Source organism: Qipengyuania sp. JC766 (assembly GCF_040717445.1).
Classification (GTDB): domain Bacteria; phylum Pseudomonadota; class Alphaproteobacteria; order Sphingomonadales; family Sphingomonadaceae; genus JC766.
In genome coordinates, this window is the sequence record NZ_JBFEFL010000001.1 from 783,369 (window position 1) to 799,121 (window position 15,753).

At 65.1% G+C, this 15,753-nt stretch carries 19 protein-coding genes; 8 read left to right on the top strand and 11 right to left on the bottom strand.

Annotation, left to right across the window (positions count from 1 at the left end):
• The first annotated feature begins 1 nt into the window (after position 1).
• From nrdR to AB1K63_RS03895, 3 genes are all read left to right on the top strand, one after another.
• On the top strand, positions 2-490 hold the full coding sequence (gene nrdR, locus AB1K63_RS03885; protein ID WP_366958632.1) for a transcriptional regulator NrdR: 489 nt from the start codon (positions 2-4) through the stop codon (positions 488-490).
• Positions 480-1,214: an RNA methyltransferase gene (locus AB1K63_RS03890; RefSeq protein ID WP_366958633.1), complete on the top strand. Its 735-nt coding sequence runs from the start codon at positions 480-482 to the stop codon at positions 1,212-1,214. The genes nrdR and AB1K63_RS03890 overlap by 11 nt, the downstream gene beginning before the upstream one ends.
• Before the next feature lie 80 nt (positions 1,215-1,294).
• On the top strand, positions 1,295-2,107 hold the full coding sequence (locus AB1K63_RS03895) for an FkbM family methyltransferase (protein ID WP_366958634.1): 813 nt from the start codon (positions 1,295-1,297) through the stop codon (positions 2,105-2,107).
• On the opposite strand, the gene AB1K63_RS03900 is transcribed toward AB1K63_RS03895, so the two are convergent.
• Complete coding sequence (locus AB1K63_RS03900) at positions 2,108-2,419, bottom strand: chorismate mutase (protein WP_366958635.1); 312 nt, start codon at positions 2,417-2,419, stop codon at positions 2,108-2,110.
• Positions 2,420-2,625: 206 nt separating this feature from the next.
• Between AB1K63_RS03900 and rpsD the strand changes: the two genes are divergently transcribed.
• Both rpsD and AB1K63_RS03910 read left to right on the top strand, forming a co-directional pair.
• Positions 2,626-3,240, top strand: a complete 615-nt coding sequence (rpsD, locus tag AB1K63_RS03905; RefSeq protein WP_366958636.1) for a 30S ribosomal protein S4 — start codon at positions 2,626-2,628, stop codon at positions 3,238-3,240.
• Between the two features lie 138 nt (positions 3,241-3,378).
• Complete coding sequence (locus AB1K63_RS03910) at positions 3,379-3,681, top strand: hypothetical protein (protein WP_366958637.1); 303 nt, start codon at positions 3,379-3,381, stop codon at positions 3,679-3,681.
• Here AB1K63_RS03910 and tgt read toward each other — a convergent pair.
• From tgt to AB1K63_RS03955, 9 genes are all read right to left on the bottom strand, one after another.
• Positions 3,678-4,832: a tRNA guanosine(34) transglycosylase Tgt gene (tgt, locus tag AB1K63_RS03915; RefSeq protein WP_366958638.1), complete on the bottom strand. Its 1,155-nt coding sequence runs from the start codon at positions 4,830-4,832 to the stop codon at positions 3,678-3,680. The genes AB1K63_RS03910 and tgt overlap by 4 nt on opposite strands.
• Positions 4,832-5,779 (bottom strand): DUF481 domain-containing protein, encoded by a 948-nt coding sequence (locus AB1K63_RS03920; RefSeq protein WP_366958639.1) that lies wholly within the window; start codon positions 5,777-5,779, stop codon positions 4,832-4,834. The genes tgt and AB1K63_RS03920 overlap by 1 nt, the downstream gene beginning before the upstream one ends.
• A gap of 43 nt (positions 5,780-5,822) precedes the next feature.
• Positions 5,823-6,587, bottom strand: coding sequence for an ABC transporter permease (locus AB1K63_RS03925; RefSeq protein ID WP_366958640.1), 765 nt, complete (start codon positions 6,585-6,587; stop codon positions 5,823-5,825).
• On the bottom strand, positions 6,584-7,540 hold the full coding sequence (locus AB1K63_RS03930; RefSeq protein ID WP_366958641.1) for an ABC transporter ATP-binding protein: 957 nt from the start codon (positions 7,538-7,540) through the stop codon (positions 6,584-6,586). Before AB1K63_RS03930 ends, AB1K63_RS03925 begins: the two co-directional genes overlap by 4 nt.
• A 7-nt stretch (positions 7,541-7,547) precedes the next feature.
• Positions 7,548-8,576 carry a tRNA preQ1(34) S-adenosylmethionine ribosyltransferase-isomerase QueA gene (queA, locus tag AB1K63_RS03935; protein WP_366958642.1) on the bottom strand — a complete coding sequence of 343 codons (1,029 nt, stop codon included), beginning with the start codon at positions 8,574-8,576 and terminating at the stop codon, positions 7,548-7,550.
• 38 nt (positions 8,577-8,614) lie between these two features.
• Positions 8,615-9,289 (bottom strand): peptidylprolyl isomerase, encoded by a 675-nt coding sequence (locus AB1K63_RS03940; RefSeq protein WP_366958643.1) that lies wholly within the window; start codon positions 9,287-9,289, stop codon positions 8,615-8,617.
• Between the two features lie 79 nt (positions 9,290-9,368).
• Positions 9,369-9,881, bottom strand: coding sequence for a pantetheine-phosphate adenylyltransferase (gene coaD / locus AB1K63_RS03945; RefSeq protein WP_366958644.1), 513 nt, complete (start codon positions 9,879-9,881; stop codon positions 9,369-9,371).
• Positions 9,878-10,780 carry a farnesyl diphosphate synthase gene (locus AB1K63_RS03950; RefSeq protein WP_366958645.1) on the bottom strand — a complete coding sequence of 301 codons (903 nt, stop codon included), beginning with the start codon at positions 10,778-10,780 and terminating at the stop codon, positions 9,878-9,880. Before AB1K63_RS03950 ends, coaD begins: the two co-directional genes overlap by 4 nt.
• 11 nt (positions 10,781-10,791) lie before the next feature.
• Complete coding sequence (locus AB1K63_RS03955; RefSeq protein ID WP_366958646.1) at positions 10,792-11,043, bottom strand: exodeoxyribonuclease VII small subunit; 252 nt, start codon at positions 11,041-11,043, stop codon at positions 10,792-10,794.
• Between the two features lie 162 nt (positions 11,044-11,205).
• Here AB1K63_RS03955 and AB1K63_RS03960 point away from each other — a divergent pair, with 162 nt between their 5' ends.
• The 3 genes from AB1K63_RS03960 (at position 11,206) to AB1K63_RS03970 (ending at position 14,858) form a co-directional block, all read left to right on the top strand.
• Entirely contained in the window at positions 11,206-11,877 is a 672-nt protein-coding gene (locus AB1K63_RS03960; protein WP_366958647.1) for a hypothetical protein, read from the top strand.
• A gap of 63 nt (positions 11,878-11,940) precedes the next feature.
• Positions 11,941-14,175, top strand: a complete 2,235-nt coding sequence (gene purL, locus AB1K63_RS03965) for a phosphoribosylformylglycinamidine synthase subunit PurL (RefSeq protein WP_366958648.1) — start codon at positions 11,941-11,943, stop codon at positions 14,173-14,175.
• Complete coding sequence (locus AB1K63_RS03970) at positions 14,172-14,858, top strand: nitroreductase family protein (RefSeq protein ID WP_366958649.1); 687 nt, start codon at positions 14,172-14,174, stop codon at positions 14,856-14,858. Before purL ends, AB1K63_RS03970 begins: the two co-directional genes overlap by 4 nt.
• A gap of 13 nt (positions 14,859-14,871) precedes the next feature.
• Here AB1K63_RS03970 and AB1K63_RS03975 read toward each other — a convergent pair whose 3' ends face one another.
• Positions 14,872-15,729, bottom strand: a complete 858-nt coding sequence (locus tag AB1K63_RS03975; RefSeq protein ID WP_366958650.1) for a Coq4 family protein — start codon at positions 15,727-15,729, stop codon at positions 14,872-14,874.
• Positions 15,730-15,753 lie beyond the last annotated feature (24 nt).

A 15,753-nucleotide genomic window follows, 5' to 3' on the forward strand; every position in this document is an offset into this window, starting at 1 on the left:
CATGCGTTGTCCGTTCTGCGCGCATGACGAGACGCAGGTAAAGGATTCCAGGCCCGCGGAGGACAACGCCTCCATCCGGCGCCGTCGGCAGTGCGGCAAGTGCGGTGCCCGGTTCACTACCTTCGAGCGGGTCCAGTTGCGCGAGGTCATGATCGTAAAGAGCGGCGTGAACGGCGAGCCCGGCCGCCGCGAGGCCTTCGACAGGGGCAAGCTGGAACAATCCGTCTCTCTGGCCTGCCGCAAGCGCGGCGTATCACAGGAACAGATCGACCAGCTCGTGTCGGGCATACAACGCCAGGTCGAAACCGCAGGCGAAGCGGAGGTGCCGTCTTCCCGCCTCGGCGAGCTTGTCATGGACGGGCTGCGGCAGGTCGACAGCGTCGCCTATATCCGTTTTGCCAGCGTCTATCGCGACTTCAGCGAGGCTCGCGACTTCGAGGAGTTCGCCAGCACCGTACAGGAAGCGGCCCGGAGCGAAGATGGCGACTGATGCTCCGATCATCGTGCTCGTCCGGCCGCAACTGGGCGAGAATATCGGCAAGGCCGCCCGGGCGATGCTCAATTTCGGGCTGGTCGAGCTGCGTCTGGTCGCCCCGCGCGATGGCTGGCCCAATCCCGATGCCGGCCCCGCCGCTTCCGGTGCGGACATCGTGCTCGACCAGGCAAAGGTGTTCGATACCACGGCCGAAGCGGTCGCTGACTGCGCGCACGTCTATGCGACGACCGTGCGCAAGCGCGGCGTCACCAAGCCGGTCTTCACGCCCGAAACGGCGGCAAGGGAGATCGCGGCCGCCGACGGACGCAGCGCCATTCTGTTCGGGGCCGAGCGGTCGGGGCTCGAGACGGAGGACGTCGCGCTGGCGCGCGCGATCCTGACCGTTCCCGTGAACCCGCACTTCAGTTCGCTCAATCTCGCGCAAGCAGTGATCCTGTGCGCCTACGAATGGTCGCGCCACCGCGACCTTGCTATGCCGACCGTGGAGGAAATCCTTCCTCCGGCACCCCAGGCCGATCTGGAAGGCCTGATCGCGCATTTCGAAAAGCTCCTCGAACCGCGCGGGTACTTCCTTCCCGAAGCACGGGCGGCAGCAACCCGTCGCACGCTGCGCACGGTTCTTACCAAACCGGCTTGGAATCATCTCGAAATACGGACATTACGCGGCGTCCTGAGCACATTGGATCGTGGCTCGGACAGACGGGATCAGTTCGAATGACTCAATCGGGTGCGATTATGGGCCACCCACAGCCGTGGCCGGTGCATAACCCTTGGCTGACGAAAGCCGATTTCCTCCTCATGCGCCATCTCAGGGTGGCGCGGGCGCGCTCAATGCGGCTCCTGCGCGGCAGGATAGGCGGCCTTACGCCGGCCCGGAACCGGTACGGCGTCACCATGTGGCCGGACTGGTCCGACAAGACCTTCGCCTATTGCCACTACGGCACGTACGGGCGGTACCTGAGCGATCTCCTCGCATCGATAGACCGGCCGTTCTGCTTTCTGGACATCGGCGCCAATCAGGGCCTGTTTTCGCTCGTCGCGGGCAAAAACCCCCATTGCAGGTCCATCGTTGCGCTCGAGCCGGTGCAGCGCACCCATGACAAGCTCGCAGCAAACCTGACGCTGAACGACCTCGACCCGAAAGCGAGCCGGATACGGGCCGCCCTGTCGGATCGCGACGGCGAATGCCAGATCACCTTGCGCGACGCGCATAGCGGGATGGCGACGCTGGGCTCGCATCTCAGCGATGTCCGCGACTGCCGGCACAGCGAAACGGTGCGGCTGATCACCATGCGTACGCTGGACGAATACCTGCCGTCTGACCTGCCCATATTCGCGAAGATCGATGTCGAAGGGCACGAACCTGTCGTGCTGCAGCAATTGCTCCGCTCCTCGCACCGATCGAACATCCTCGCCATGTTCTACGAGATGGACGAGCGCTGGGCCGATGCCGGCGCGGTCGCGGCCATGCTGGCCGATGCCGGTTTCGAAACGTCGCGCAAATACGGACGCGGCGTGCATTACGACGTTCTGGCCACCAGGAACGATGCCGCGGGCGGCCTTGCGGACATCGGCGACCAGGAACTGCTCTACGCCGTTCCGGCGGAGTGATCAGCGGCGCAGCCGGTCCCACTCGACCATTTCGTAGGCGATCGAAGCTTCGACGAGGCTATCCCAGATCGTGCCGATTTCCCCGGCAGGCAAATTCCTCGATCCCGCATCGGCCACGACGGCCGCGATCACGCTTGCCTTGCGCGCTTCGTCCCGGACCTGTTCGCGCTCGGTCTTGATGCGCGCGGCGGCCCGCATGTATCTGAAACGCCGGTCGAGAAGGTCTACCAGTTCACGGTCAGTCGCATCGACGCCCTGGCGCACGTCTTCCATCGTTTCGCACGCGTCGGGCAGCTTGTAATCGTCGGTCATGCCAAGCGCCCTGCCCCGCTTGCCAGCCCGTGTCGAGCGCCTATCTCCCGACTTGACGATTGGCGCCGCGCTGCTAAAGCGCGCGCTTCGCGAATTGGCCCCGCATCCCGGTGAAGCGGTGGCCGCGCAGGACGCAAAGGTCGTGCGGGCGATGCCGGGTTGGATGGCCGCAACAGGTGCGGTCCACGCAAATTTGGAGAATACCCATGACGAAGCGCACACGCGCCAAGCACAAGCTCGACCGCCGGATGGGCGAAAACATCTGGGGTCGTCCCAATTCCCCGGTCAACAAGCGTTCCTACGGTCCCGGCCAGCACGGCCAGCGCCGCAAGGGCAAGACCAGCGACTTCGGACTGCAGCTGCGCGCCAAGCAGAAGCTCAAGGGCTATTACGGCGACGTCACCGAGAAGCAGTTCAAGGCGACCTACACCGAAGCGAGCCGCATGAAGGGCGACACCGGCCAGAACCTGATCGGCCTGCTCGAACAGCGCCTCGACATGATCGTCTATCGCGCCAAGTTCGCGCCGACGATCTTCGCCGCGCGCCAGCTCGTCAGCCATGGCCACATTCGCGTCAACGGCGTGAAGTGCAACATTGCGAGCCGTCGCTGCTTCGTGGACGACGTGATCTCGCTGGGCGACAAGGCCAAGGAAATGGCGCTGGTCATCGAAGCGCAGAGCCTGCCCGAGCGTGAAATCCCGGACTACGTCGCGCCCGACGGCGACGACAAGGTCACTCTCACCCGCATTCCGAAGCTGGACGAGGTGCCCTATCCGGTGACCATGGAACCGAACCTGGTCGTCGAGTTCTACTCGCGCTGATCGGTCGGCAGATACGATTCGAAGGGCGGTCCCGCAGGGCCGCCCTTTTTCGTTGCCTGCCAATCTATTCGCGTTTCTTGCTCGCGAATGGCTCGCATGGTATCAGACCATATCAATTCCTCCTATAAAGGACGACAAATGCTGTTGTCGGTTGCATTCTCTTTTCTTCTCGTAGCTTCTGCCTCGACGCAGGATGGCGACTCTCAGGAGGCTATTGAAAAGACCGAAAAGACCCGCGAGAAAGAGGAAGTATCGAGCTCGGATAAGCAGAAGATTCGATGCCGCACAGAACGTTTGGTCAACAGCCGAATTCCCCAGAAGATTTGTCGCACTGAAGCTGAGTGGGAAGAGATCGAACGGCAAAACCGTGAGCAGCATGAAAACAGCAGGCGTAGTGGCGGAAATCGTGCTGAAAGCGGAACGATCTACGGGGGTGACTAGGAGTTTGCGGTACCTGACACAGTGACGTAGTTCCTGCGGAAATCCGCGGCGAAGGCGGCGAAACGGCCTCCGGCAATCGCGTCGCGCATCGCCTGCATCAGTTGCTGGTAGAAGGCGAGGTTGTGCTCGGTCACCAGCATGGCGCCGAGGATCTCCTGCGACTTTACGAGATGGTGCAGGTAGGCGCGGCCATAGGTCCCGCAGACGGCGCAACTGCATTCCGGATCGAGCGGACCCGTATCCTCGGCGAAGCGCGCGTTACGCAAGTTGATCGGCCCCGACCAAGTGAATGCTTGGCCATTGCGTCCCGACCGTGTGGGCAGCACGCAGTCGAACATGTCGATCCCGCGCTCGACGGCGCCGACGAGATCGTCCGGCTTGCCCACGCCCATCAGGTATCGCGGCGCATCCTGCGGCAACTGCCCGGGCGCGAAGTCTAGCGTGGCGAACATCGCCTCCTGCCCTTCCCCGACCGCCAATCCGCCCACGGCGTAGCCATCGAAACCGATTTCCCGAAGCGCGTCCGCGGATCGCGCACGAAGCCCTTCGTCGAGCGCGCCCTGCTGGATGCCAAAGAGGGCCGCGCCTTGCGCGTGGTCCCCGCCCGCATCGAAAGCATCGCGACTGCGCTTCGCCCAGCGCATGGATAGCTCCATGCTCGCCTCGATCTCCGCGAAGGGGCGGTCGGCCCGCGGACATTCGTCGAAGGCCATGACGATGTCGCTGCCAAGCAGCCGCTGGATTTCCATGGACCGCTCGGGAGTCAGCATGTGCTTGGACCCGTCGATATGGCTGCGAAATTCGACGCCTGTCTCGGTCAGCTTGCGCAGGTCCGACAGGCTCATGACCTGGTACCCGCCGCTGTCGGTCAGGATGGGACGCTGCCAGTTCATGAACTGGTGGAGCCCGCCGAGGCGCGCCATGCGCTCGGCACCCGGTCGAAGCATCAGGTGATAGGTGTTGCCGAGGATGATGTCGGCGCCGATCGCGCGAACGGTCTCAGGCTTCATTGCCTTGACGGTCGCGGCCGTGCCGACCGGCATGAAGGCCGGCGTACGGATCGAGCCCCGCCGCATGGCGATTTCGCCCGTCCGGGCCTTTCCGTCGGTCGCCGCGATGGAAAAGGCGAACCGTGGCCGGTCTGAATCCATCAGAAGCCGTAAACGAGCGTGAAGCGGGACAGCGTGTCGGTCGTCTCGGCACCCGCCGCGGGGCTGCTGTCGTAATCGATCTGGTATGCAAGCCGCGTGCTCAGCCGGTCGGTGACCTTCGCACGCAGTGCCGTGATCAGGTTCAGCGTGGTGCTCGATCCGTCGATGATGACGGTCGCGCTGCCGCGGGAGTCGGCGACCACGTTGCTGTCCTGCGTCAGCGTGAGCCAGTCGGCAATCTGCCAGTCGAAATCCGTGCCGACCAGTGCCGCCAGCTCGTCCTCGACTACGCCGGTGACGAGTTCCGTCCGCCGATAGGCCGGGCCGGCCTTTACGGAGAGCGTCAAATTGTCGCCGTCGATCACTTTGTATCCGAGACCGCCCGACAAGGCGTAGCGAGCGTCGAAGCCCTGGAACGTGTTACGGTCGAACTGGGCTAGGCCGAACCCGAACAGGCGTTCGTTGATCTGGTAGCGCGGTTCGTAAGCGGCGAAGTACTGCTCGCGCGTGGTGACGTCGTTGCTTTCCTGGTAATCGGCGCGGGCCCGGATCTGGTGCGTCCAGTCGATCCCCTGCCGCTTGAGATTGAGCGCGACCGAGAGACCGGTATTCTCAGAGTTGCCCGTCGCGCGGAAAGCGCCGATTTCGCCCTCGCCCTTCCAGTTCTCGAAAATGCCGGCGGACCGGATTTCCTCTTCCTTGCGGGCGGCCTCGGCTTCGGCCAGCTTCTTGCGATCGTCCAGGAACGTCTTGCGGATCGCCTGGACCTCTTCGGCATCGTCCGGATTGGTCTGTTCTACCAGATCCAGCACGGTCTCGACCTTCTTCGGGTCGCCGGTCGCCAGCGCCGCGTCGACAATCGCCTGCACGTCCGGGGGCAGGGCGGCATTCGCCGCGCACGGGATGGCAAGACCGATCGCGAAGGGGACACAGGCGAGCAATTTCATGATGCGAATCCTAGAATCGCAAGCCTGTACTGGCAATGGCCGGTTAGCTGCGCAGTCGCCAGCCCGTCCTGAATATGTATGCGATGATCCCGACGCATACGGCGAGGAAGCCGAGCGTCAGGCCGAGCGAGAGCCAGATCGAGACGTCCGCCTCGCCGTAGAACGTCCAGCGCAGGCCGCTGACGAGGAAGGCGATCGGGTTGGCGAGCGCGATCTTGTCCCAGGGGTCGGGCAGCATGTCGAGCGAGTAGAATGTCCCGCCCAAGAACGTGAGCGGTGTCAGGATGAGCATGGGGATGATGCCCAGCTTCTCGAAATTGTCCGCCCATATTCCCAATGTGAAACCGAACAGGCTGAAAGCGGCGGCCACCAGCATGATGTAGAGTATGGCGAGGAACGGGTAGGCGATTGTGTAATCGACGAACAATCGCGCGGTCAGCAGGATGATCGCGGCGAGGATCAGGCTCTTGGTCGCGGCCGCGCCGACGAAGCCGATCAGCGTTTCGGCCACGCCCACGGGCGCGCTCAGCAATTCGTAGATCGTCCCGGTGAAGCGCGGCATGTAGATACCGAAGCTGGAATTGCTGGTCGTCTCGCCCAGCAGGGTCAGCATCAGCAGTCCGGGGATGATGAAGGCGGCGTAGTCCACCCCGCCGAGGTCGGGCATGCGCCCGCCGATCGCCGCGCCGAACACGATGAAATAGAGCGCAGTCGTCAGCACCGGCGCCAGCACCGACTGAAAGGCGGTGCGCAGGAAACGCAGTAGCTCGCGGGTGTAGATGGCCCTGGTGGACCGCCAGTTGATCATGCCGACTGCTCCCCTTCACCCAGCAGCGAGACGAAAATCTCCTCGAGGCTGCTCTCCCGCGTGTCGATACCTACATAGTCGATCCCGGCGCGGGTCAGCGCCTTCGTAAGCTCCGCGACTTCGGCCTTGCCCTTGCCCGATCCGTCGCCGCCGCGATAGCAAAGTGTCCGTCCGCCCTCCTGCAGTTCGACGGGGAAACCCGCGATCGCGTGCGGGATCGTGTCCATCGGTTCGGCCAGCGCGATGTGTGCCTCGGTCCGGCCGAGCCGGCCCATCATGGCGGTCTTCTCGTCGACCATCAGGATGCGGCCCTTGTTGATGATGCCGACCCGGTCGGACATCAGCTCGGCTTCCTCGATATAATGCGTGGTGAGGATGATGGTGACGCCCCGCGCGCGCATCTGGTCGATGATCGCCCACATGCCCTTGCGCAGTTCCACGTCCACGCCCGCGGTCGGTTCGTCCAGGAACAAGAGGTCGGGCTCGTGCGCCAGCGCTTTGGCGATGAGCACGCGGCGCTTCATGCCGCCCGAAAGGGCCATGATCCGTTCGTCGCGCTTGTCCCACAGGCTGAGACTGCGCAGGATCTCCTCGATCCGGTCGTCGTCCCGCGCAAGGCCGAACAGGCCGCGCGAATAGCTGACCGCGCGGTGCACCGGTTCGAACATGTCGGTGCTGAGTTCCTGCGGGACGAGGCCGATCCGCTTGCGCGCCGCGCGCCAGTCCTTCGCCATGTCGTGTCCGAAGGCGTGGATCGTGCCCGAAGTCACCCGGACCAGCCCGCACACCGCGCCGATCAGGGTCGTCTTGCCCGCCCCGTTCGGCCCGAGAAGGGCGAAAATCTCGCCTTTCCTTATGTCCAGATCGACATCGTCGAGGGCCTTGAAGCCGCCGTCATAGACCTTGGTCAGGTTGCTGATGCGAAGGATCGGCTCGGCGACTGTGTCTGTCATGGCCGGCTCATGGCAGCAGCAGCGACGAATCGCCATAGCTATAAAACCGGTACTCCTGCGCGATCGCGTGCGCGTAAGCGGCCACCATGCGGTCCCGGCCCATCAAGGCGCTGACGAGCATGAACAGGGTGGAGCGCGGCAGGTGGAAATTCGTCATCAGCCCGTCGATCGCGCGGAAGCGGTAGCCGGGCGTGATGAAGATGTCGGTATCGCCCTCGAACGGCCGTATCGTCCCGCTCTCGTCCGCCGCGCTTTCCAGCAGGCGCAGGCTGGTCGTACCCACTGCGATTACCCGCCGGCCGTCCGCGCGCGCGGCATTGAGCCGGTCGGCCGTTGCCTGGTCCACCCGGCCCCACTCGGAATGCATCACATGTTCTTCGGTATCGTCCGCCTTGACCGGCAGGAAGGTGCCGGCCCCGACATGGAGCGTGAGGACGGCGCTTTCCACGCCGCGTTCACCGAGCGCCGCCATGAGCGCGGGCGTGAAATGCAGCGAGGCTGTGGGCGCCGCGACTGCGCCGTCGCGCTGTGCGAACATCGTCTGGTAGTCTTCCCGGTCCCGCTCGTCCGTGGCGCGCTTGCCGGCGATATAGGGCGGCAGCGGCATGGTGCCGGCCCGTTCCAGCAGGATCTCGACCGGCTCCGCCCCTTCGAACGCCAGCACGAAGCTGCCGTCGGCAAGGCGGCTTTCCGCTATCGCGGTGACATCCCGGCCGAAATCGATCCGGTCGCCTTCGCGAAGCCGCTTGGCGTTGCGGATAAAGGCCTGCCAGCGTCGCAGGTCGATGCGCTTGTGCAGGGTCGCGCCGATGCGCGCTTCGCCCCGTGTACCCTGCAATTGTGCGGGGATGACCTTGGTATCGTTGAAGACCAAAACATCGCCTGACTGCAGCAGGTCGGGCAGGTCGCGGACGCTCCGGTCCTCGAAGGCGCCCTCCCCGCGCACGAGCAGCATGCGCGCGGCATCGCGCGGCGTCACGGGGCGCAGGGCGATCCGCTCGGGCGGGAGTTCGAAATCGAAGAGGTCGACGCGCATGGCGCGCCGCTACCAAATCCCGCGCCCTTGCGGGAGGATTATTCGATCGGGGCGTTCAGCTCGTCCACCGTCACCGTCTCGCGCGGCACGACGTTCATCGCCGGCCGGGGCTTGTTGTCCGACGCCATGCTGGCCTGGATGATGCGGGTCGGGTTGGCGGGCGGCTCGCCGCGGTTGATCGCGTCGACCGCGGCCATGTTGCCGATCACGCGGCCGAAATTGGTGTAGTTCCGGTCCAGGCGGAAGTTCGGATAGAACACGATGAAGAACTGGCTGTTCGCGCTGTCTTCGCTCTGCGCGCGGGCCATGGACACGGTGCCGCGAATATGCGGCATCGGATTGAATTCTTCCTCGAGGTCGGGAAGCTGCGATCCGCCCTCGCCCGTGCCGGTCGGATCGCCGGACTGCGCCATGAAACCTTCGATCACGCGGTGGAAGATCACCCCGTCGTAGAAGCCTTGGCGGGTCAGCGTCTTGATCCGCTCCACGTGGTTGGGTGCCCAGCTCGGCATCAGGCGGATCGCGACCCGCTCGCCGTTGGACAGGTCGAGCAGCCAGACGTTTTCCTGCTCCACGTTCTGGTCGTAGCTGATCGCTTCGTACTGCACGCGCGTGGTGGCGGCGGGCGCTTCGTCCGCTTCCTGCGCCAGCGAAAGGGTCGGGGTGAAGGCCAGGGCGGCAAGCGCGCCGGCAGTCAGAAATCGTGCAAACATGGATATCCCGTCAGTCTGTCCGTTCGGAAAGGTGGAGTGCCGGATAGCCGCGCGCCTCTGTCCGATCAATGAATGGACGTCAGTAGTCGCCCTTGCGCCCGATCTTATCCACCCGGGCGGTCACGTCGTCGCGTACCGCCATACTGACGAAGGGGGCGATGTCCCCGCCATACATGGCGATTTCCTTGACCAGCTTGGATGCGATGGGCTGCAGGCTGACATCGGCCATGAGGAAGACCGTCTCGATCTCGTCATCCAGCTGCTGGTTCATGCCGGCCATCTGGTATTCGTATTCGAAATCCGCGACCGCGCGCAGGCCGCGCACGATGACATTGGCACCCTGCTTCCGGGCGAACTTCATCAGCAGGGCATCGAACCCCACCACCTCGACATTGCCGCAGTCGAGGTCCGCGACCTCGCGCTTCACCATCGCGAGCCGCTCTTCCGTCTCGAACATCGGGTTCTTCGACGGGTTGGTGGTGACGCCGATGATCAGCCGGTCGACCAGCTTGGCCCCGCGCCGGATGATGTCGCGATGGCCCAGCGTGATGGGATCGAACGTCCCGGGATAGATGCCGATACGTTCGCTCACCGGTCGCGCTCCACGATAAACCGCGCCAGGCTGCGCAAGAGGTCCGCTTCCTTGCCGTGCTGCGCCAGATGGCCAATCGCCTGTTCGACCAGGAGCGTGGCCTGCTTGCGCGCACCCTCCACGCCCATCAGCGTGACGAAGGTCTGCTTGCCCTGCTCCTCGTCCTTGCGCAGCGCCTTGCCGGCGGCGTCCTCGTCCCCCTCGACATCGAGCAGGTCGTCGGCGATCTGGAAGGCCAGGCCGATATCGCGGGCGTAGGCGCGCAGGTGCCCCCGTCCTTCGACCGACAGCTTGGCAAGGACCGCGCCCATTTCGACCGATGCGCCCAGCAGCGCGCCGGTCTTCAGTTGCTGGAGCCGCGTAATCGCGGGCAGGTCGTAGTCGACGGCTTCGGACGCCATGTCCATCATCTGCCCGCCGGCCATGCCGTCCTTGCCGCTGGCCCGGGCCAGCGTGCTGACGAGGGCCGCACGCGTGAACGGGTCCACGAAAGTCGCGGCATCGGCGAGGATCTCGAATGCGAGCGCGTGCAGCGAGTCCCCGGCAAGGACCGCGGTCGCCTCGTCGAAGGCGTTGTGCAATGTCGGCTTGCCATGGCGCAAATCGTCGTCGTCCATGCATGGCAGGTCGTCATGGATCAGGGAATAGACGTGGATCGATTCCACTGCGCAGCCGGCCCTGACGGACAGCTTGCGATCGACACCGTAAAGATCGGCAATCGCCTTCACCAGCAGGGGCCGCACGCGCTTGCCGCCGCCGATCGTGGCGTAGCGCATGGCTTCGACGAGGCGCGATCGCGTGTCCTGCGGCACCGGCAGCAGGAAATCGAATTCGGCATCCACCTCTTCCTGGATGCGCGAAAGAGCCTCGGGCAGCGGATTGTCGGATACGAGTTCCACTGGCCCAGCCCTCAGTTGCCGGTGTCGAAAGGCACCGTCCCGGTCGCCTTCCCGTCCGGGCCGGACACGATCTGCTCGATCCGCGCCTGCGCCGCGTCGAGCCGCGCCTGACAGTGCTTGCGCAGGACTTCGCCGCGTTCGTAGAGCGCGATCGACTGGTCCAGCGGCACGTCGCCGCTTTCCAGTTTGTGCACAACCTCTTCCAGCGCTCTGAGCGCGTCTTCGAAGGTCATCGCGCTCACGTCTTCGGTATTTTCGGCCATGAATGACGCATTGACCGCCACCGGTCTCTTGGTCAAGCAAAGTGGCAGCAGGGATTGGGGGATTCGATGCAGCGACATTTTGCCCGCAAGGGCCGCCGGATCATGGCCGGACGGCGGCGTACACATGCGAACCGCGGGATGCGCCGATAGGGCTGGCGACGCATGTTCATCGGTCACTTCGCCCCCGCCCTGGCTGCTGCCGCCCTCAGCCGGCGCGCGCCCAAGCTCGCGACGCTTTTCGTCGCGGCACAACTGGTCGACTGGGCGTTCTTCGCGCTCGGCCTGGCCGGCATCGAATCGATGCGGATCACGCCGGGTGCCAGTGCGATGAACCCGCTCGAACTGGTGCACCTCCCCTATACGCACAGTCTCGCCGGGACTGCGGCCTGGGCGACCGCCTTCGGCCTCGGGACCGCGATCGTCTTCCGCGAGGCGCTGGCGGGCCTGCTCGCCGGTTGCGTCGTGCTGTCGCACTGGTTTCTCGACCTGCTGGTCCACGTGCCGGACCTGACCCTGGCGGGCGGCGATGACCGGCTCGGCCTCGGCCTGTGGAACTTCCCCTGGATCGCCATCCCGCTGGAGCTGGCGCTCATCATCGCGGCCTTCGCGTTCTTCCTGCGGCGGACCAAGGGGCCGGTCGGGCCGCCGCTGGTCCTGATGGGCGTGATGCTGGCGCTGCAGGCCTATGCCTGGTTCGGGCCGGAGCCCGCTTCAGTGACGGCATTCTACGTCTCGGGCATCCTTGCCTTCGGCATCATCACCCTGCTCGCGAAATGGGCGGGGGACACGCGCTGGCACAAGCGCCATGCCAGCCTGACTTTTTCCACGACCTAGCGCCCCCTCTGGAAGAGCGCCCCCTCTGGAAGGGTGCGCGGCTTGGCGCTAGGGGATTTCGCCATGAGCGGAATCACCCCAGAAATCGTCGAGCAGCACGGCCTCAGCATCGAGGAATACGAGCGCGTCCTGAACGCCCTCGGCCGCGAGCCCAACCTCGTGGAACTCGGCATCTTCTCGGTCATGTGGAGCGAACACTGCTCCTACAAGTCGAGCCGGCTGCATTTGAAGAAGCTGCCGACCGAGGCGCCTTGGGTGATCTGCGGCCCGGGCGAGAATGCCGGCGTGATCGACATCGGCGACGGGCAGGCGGCCATCTTCAAGATGGAGAGCCACAACCACCCGAGCTACATCGAACCCTACCAGGGCGCGGCGACGGGCGTGGGCGGCATCCTGCGCGACGTCTTCACCATGGGCGCGCGGCCAGTGGCGAACGCCAACGCGCTGCGCTTCGGTCAGCCCGACCATCCCAAGATGAAGCACTTGGTGCAGGGCGTGGTCGCGGGCATCGGCGGATACGGCAACTGCGTGGGCGTGCCGACAGTGTGCGGGGAGACCAACTTCCATCCCGCCTATAACGGCAACATCCTCGTCAATGCGATGACCGTGGGCGTCGCGGACGCGGACCGGATCTTTTATTCGGCGGCCACGGGCGTCGGCAATCCGATCGTCTATGTCGGGTCCAAGACCGGGCGCGACGGCATCCATGGCGCCACCATGGCGAGCGCCGATTTCGGCGAGGACGCGGAAGAAAAGCGCCCCACCGTGCAGGTGGGCGATCCGTTCACGGAGAAGCTGCTGATCGAAGCCTGCCTCGAACTGATGGCGACCGACGCGATCGTCGCGATCCAAGACATGGGCGCGGCGGGCCTCACCAGTTCCAGCGTGGAAATGGCGACCAACGGCAAGGCCGGCATCCGGCTCGACATGAACAAGGTGCCCTGCCGCGAAGAGGGCATGACGCCCTACGAGATGATGCTGAGCGAGAGCCAGGAGCGGATGCTCATGGTGCTGAAGCCGGGCAAGGAAGCCATGGCCGAAGCGATCTTCCAGAAGTGGGAACTCGATTTCGCAGTCATCGGCGAAGTCACCGACACGCGCCACATGGTCCTCGAATTCGACGGCGAAGTGGTGTGCGACATCCCGCTCGGCCCGCTTGCCGCGGACGCGCCGGAATACGACCGGCCGTATCTCTCCTTGGAGGAATACACCGAATGGGCCGGCATCGCGCCCATGACCGACCGGCCGGACTCGCAGGACGTGGGGGCGGACCTTGTGCAGCTTCTCGCCAGTCCCGACCTCGCCTCGCGTCGCTGGATCAGCGAACAGTATGACAGCCAGGTCGGCGCGGACACTCTCCAGACCGGCGGGGATGCCGGCGTGGTCCGGGTCCACGGCACGAAAAAGGCATTGGCGATCAGCACCGATTGCACCCCGCGCTACGTCCATGCGAACCCGCGCGAAGGCGGGAAGCAGGCGATTGCGGAGGCTTATCGCAACCTCTGCGCGGTCGGCGCGCGGCCGCTGGCGGTCACCAACTGCCTCAACTTCGCCAACCCGCAGCGGCCCGAGATCATGGCGCAGTTCGTCCACGCGCTCGACGGGATGGGCGCCGCCTGCCGCGCGCTCGACTTCCCGATCGTCAGCGGCAACGTCTCGCTCTACAACGAATCGAAGGCCACCGGCGGCGGCTCCGCTATCCTGCCGACCCCGGCCATCGGCGGCGTGGGGCTGATCGAGGACTACGATCGCATGATGACCATGCCCTTCAAGGCGGAAGGGGATGCGATCTACCTCATCTGGCCGGAAGAATGGGCGACGCCCGATCCGGAACGCTCGCATCTGGGCAAGTCGCTCTGGTTGCGCGAGATCCACGGCCGCGACGAGGGCCGCGCACCGCCGGTCGACCTCACGTTGGAAAAGGCGGCGGGCGAGATCGTGCGCCAACTGATCGAAGACGGCCTGATCAACGCGGCGCACGACGTGTCCGACGGCGGCATCGCGGTCGCGCTGGCGGAAATGGCGATGGCGAGCGGGCTCGGCGCAGAGGTCGAGGCAAATCCGGACTACTCGCAGGCGCAGTGGTGGTTCGGCGAGGACCAGGGCCGCTACCTCGTCACCGTGCCGGATACCGACGCGCTGAACCGGGTGCTCGCCGAAGGGACGCAGGACGAGAACCACGCCCGCGTCGGCTTCCGCCGCCTGGGACGCGTCGGCGGCGAGACGCTGTTCGGCAAGACGGTGACCGAGATGCGCGAAGCCCATCGCAGCTTCTTCGAAGGCTGGATGGAAGCGTGAGCGAAGGGCACCGGCCCTTCCCCGACCTGCCCCGCCTGACGGACGAGGAGCGCGTCCAGCGATCCGCCGCCGCATTCGAGCGGCTGCGCTCACGCCATTCCTGCCGCGCCTTTGCCAATACGCCGGTGCCTCGGGCAGTCATCGAAAATGCGATTCTTGCCGCCGGTACCGCGCCCAGCGGCGCGAACCACCAGCCCTGGCATTTCGCGGCGATATCCTCCGCCGAAAAAAAGCGCGCCATCCGCGAGGCGGCGGAGGCCGAGGAGCGCAAGTTCTATGGCGACGGGGACAGCGCCGCGAAAGCGGGCGACGAATGGCTCGGTGCGCTGGCCCCGATCGGGACCGATGCGCACAAGCCCTATCTCGAAACCGCGCCCTGGCTCATCGCCTGCTTCGCGCAGCGCAAGGGCGGGATCGAGGAAGACGGCACCACGCAGAACTACTACGTCAGCGAAAGCCTCGGCATCGCCTGCGGCCTGCTGATCGCAACCCTGCACGAAGCGGGGCTGGCGACGCTGACGCATACGCCTTCACCCATGGGGTTCCTGCGCGAGCTGTGCGGTCGCCCGGATTGGGAAAAGCCGTTGATGATCGTCGTGGTGGGACACCCGGCCGTGGATGCGACCGTGCCGGAACACGCTCTGCGAAAGAAGCCGCTGGAGAAGATTTCCAGCTGGCTGTGACGCTGGCTGTAATTTAGGCCGCCTGCGGCGCGCCCTCTTCGGCGCCGGTTGCCAGCAGATTGTACGGATCGACGCCTTCCTCGCGCCAGATCCGGTGGCATTCGCGGTACCAGTGCGGCTCGGGAATGGCGAAGCGGCGGCGCGCCTCGTCCAGATTCATTGCCAGCAGGTCGCGGATCGACATGCCGACGAGCGCCGGGCACGCGGTGCCGGTCCGCTGCGCCTGGCGCACCGCTTTCAGCACGGGCGCCTTGCTGCCGCGAGTCATCTTCTTGATGTTGAGCGCCCCGGCATAGCCGATCAGCAGGTGCCCGTGGCTCGGCTGCTGGCCGTGGGTGAACAGCAGTACGCACTGTTCGCCCAGCGCATCGCGCCCGTACCCGGTCAGGACATGCATCAGGTCATGCGTGTCGCGGGAGCGATAGGAGAACCATGCGGTCAGGTCGTCGTACTTTCTGCGGCCCAGCTTGTCCGCTTCGGCGACCAGACCGGCGGCCGAAAGGCCTTCGGTTTCCATGAAGTCGCAATAGGCATGCGCGACCGTGCCGCGCGGCAATTCACGCAGCGTCTCGTGATCGTCGAGGATCGGCGGCAGATAGGGTTCGTCGGCGCGCAACCGCTCCCCCTTCTCGCTCAGCACCAGGTTGCGCACGCGCGTCTTGAACGACTTGTTGGGCAGCGCCTCGAAGATGCGGAAGACGTGGCTGGTGTCCTCCTTGTCCTTCAGCAGTTCCCGGAAGTGGTGGAGCGCGGTCAGCGGCCGGTATTTCGGTTCCGGCCGGGCGGGATCGCGCAGCGGCGTGCCGTCGCGCGCGCGGTCCTGTGCATGAGCGGAGAGCGATTGATTCGCGAAATCGGCTGCCTGTTCCATGCCCCTTATATTACTTACACTGGT

Excerpts from the sequence above, each read along its gene's own strand:
- nrdR (WP_366958632.1), top strand. The coding sequence starts at position 2 with ATGCGTTGTCCGTTCTGCGCGCATGACGAGACGCAGGTAAAGGATTCC.
- AB1K63_RS03890 (WP_366958633.1), top strand. The coding sequence starts at position 480 with ATGGCGACTGATGCTCCGATCATCGTGCTCGTCCGGCCGCAACTGGGC.
- AB1K63_RS03895 (WP_366958634.1), top strand. The coding sequence starts at position 1,295 with ATGCGCCATCTCAGGGTGGCGCGGGCGCGCTCAATGCGGCTCCTGCGC.
- AB1K63_RS03900 (WP_366958635.1), bottom strand. The coding sequence starts at position 2,419 with ATGACCGACGATTACAAGCTGCCCGACGCGTGCGAAACGATGGAAGAC.
- rpsD (WP_366958636.1), top strand. The coding sequence starts at position 2,626 with ATGACGAAGCGCACACGCGCCAAGCACAAGCTCGACCGCCGGATGGGC.
- AB1K63_RS03910 (WP_366958637.1), top strand. The coding sequence starts at position 3,379 with ATGCTGTTGTCGGTTGCATTCTCTTTTCTTCTCGTAGCTTCTGCCTCG.
- tgt (WP_366958638.1), bottom strand. The coding sequence starts at position 4,832 with ATGGATTCAGACCGGCCACGGTTCGCCTTTTCCATCGCGGCGACCGAC.
- AB1K63_RS03920 (WP_366958639.1), bottom strand. The coding sequence starts at position 5,779 with ATGAAATTGCTCGCCTGTGTCCCCTTCGCGATCGGTCTTGCCATCCCG.
- AB1K63_RS03925 (WP_366958640.1), bottom strand. The coding sequence starts at position 6,587 with ATGATCAACTGGCGGTCCACCAGGGCCATCTACACCCGCGAGCTACTG.
- AB1K63_RS03930 (WP_366958641.1), bottom strand. The coding sequence starts at position 7,540 with ATGACAGACACAGTCGCCGAGCCGATCCTTCGCATCAGCAACCTGACC.
- queA (WP_366958642.1), bottom strand. The coding sequence starts at position 8,576 with ATGCGCGTCGACCTCTTCGATTTCGAACTCCCGCCCGAGCGGATCGCC.
- AB1K63_RS03940 (WP_366958643.1), bottom strand. The coding sequence starts at position 9,289 with ATGTTTGCACGATTTCTGACTGCCGGCGCGCTTGCCGCCCTGGCCTTC.
- AB1K63_RS03955 (WP_366958646.1), bottom strand. The coding sequence starts at position 11,043 with ATGGCCGAAAATACCGAAGACGTGAGCGCGATGACCTTCGAAGACGCG.
- AB1K63_RS03960 (WP_366958647.1), top strand. The coding sequence starts at position 11,206 with ATGTTCATCGGTCACTTCGCCCCCGCCCTGGCTGCTGCCGCCCTCAGC.
- purL (WP_366958648.1), top strand. The coding sequence starts at position 11,941 with ATGAGCGGAATCACCCCAGAAATCGTCGAGCAGCACGGCCTCAGCATC.
- AB1K63_RS03975 (WP_366958650.1), bottom strand. The coding sequence starts at position 15,729 with ATGGAACAGGCAGCCGATTTCGCGAATCAATCGCTCTCCGCTCATGCA.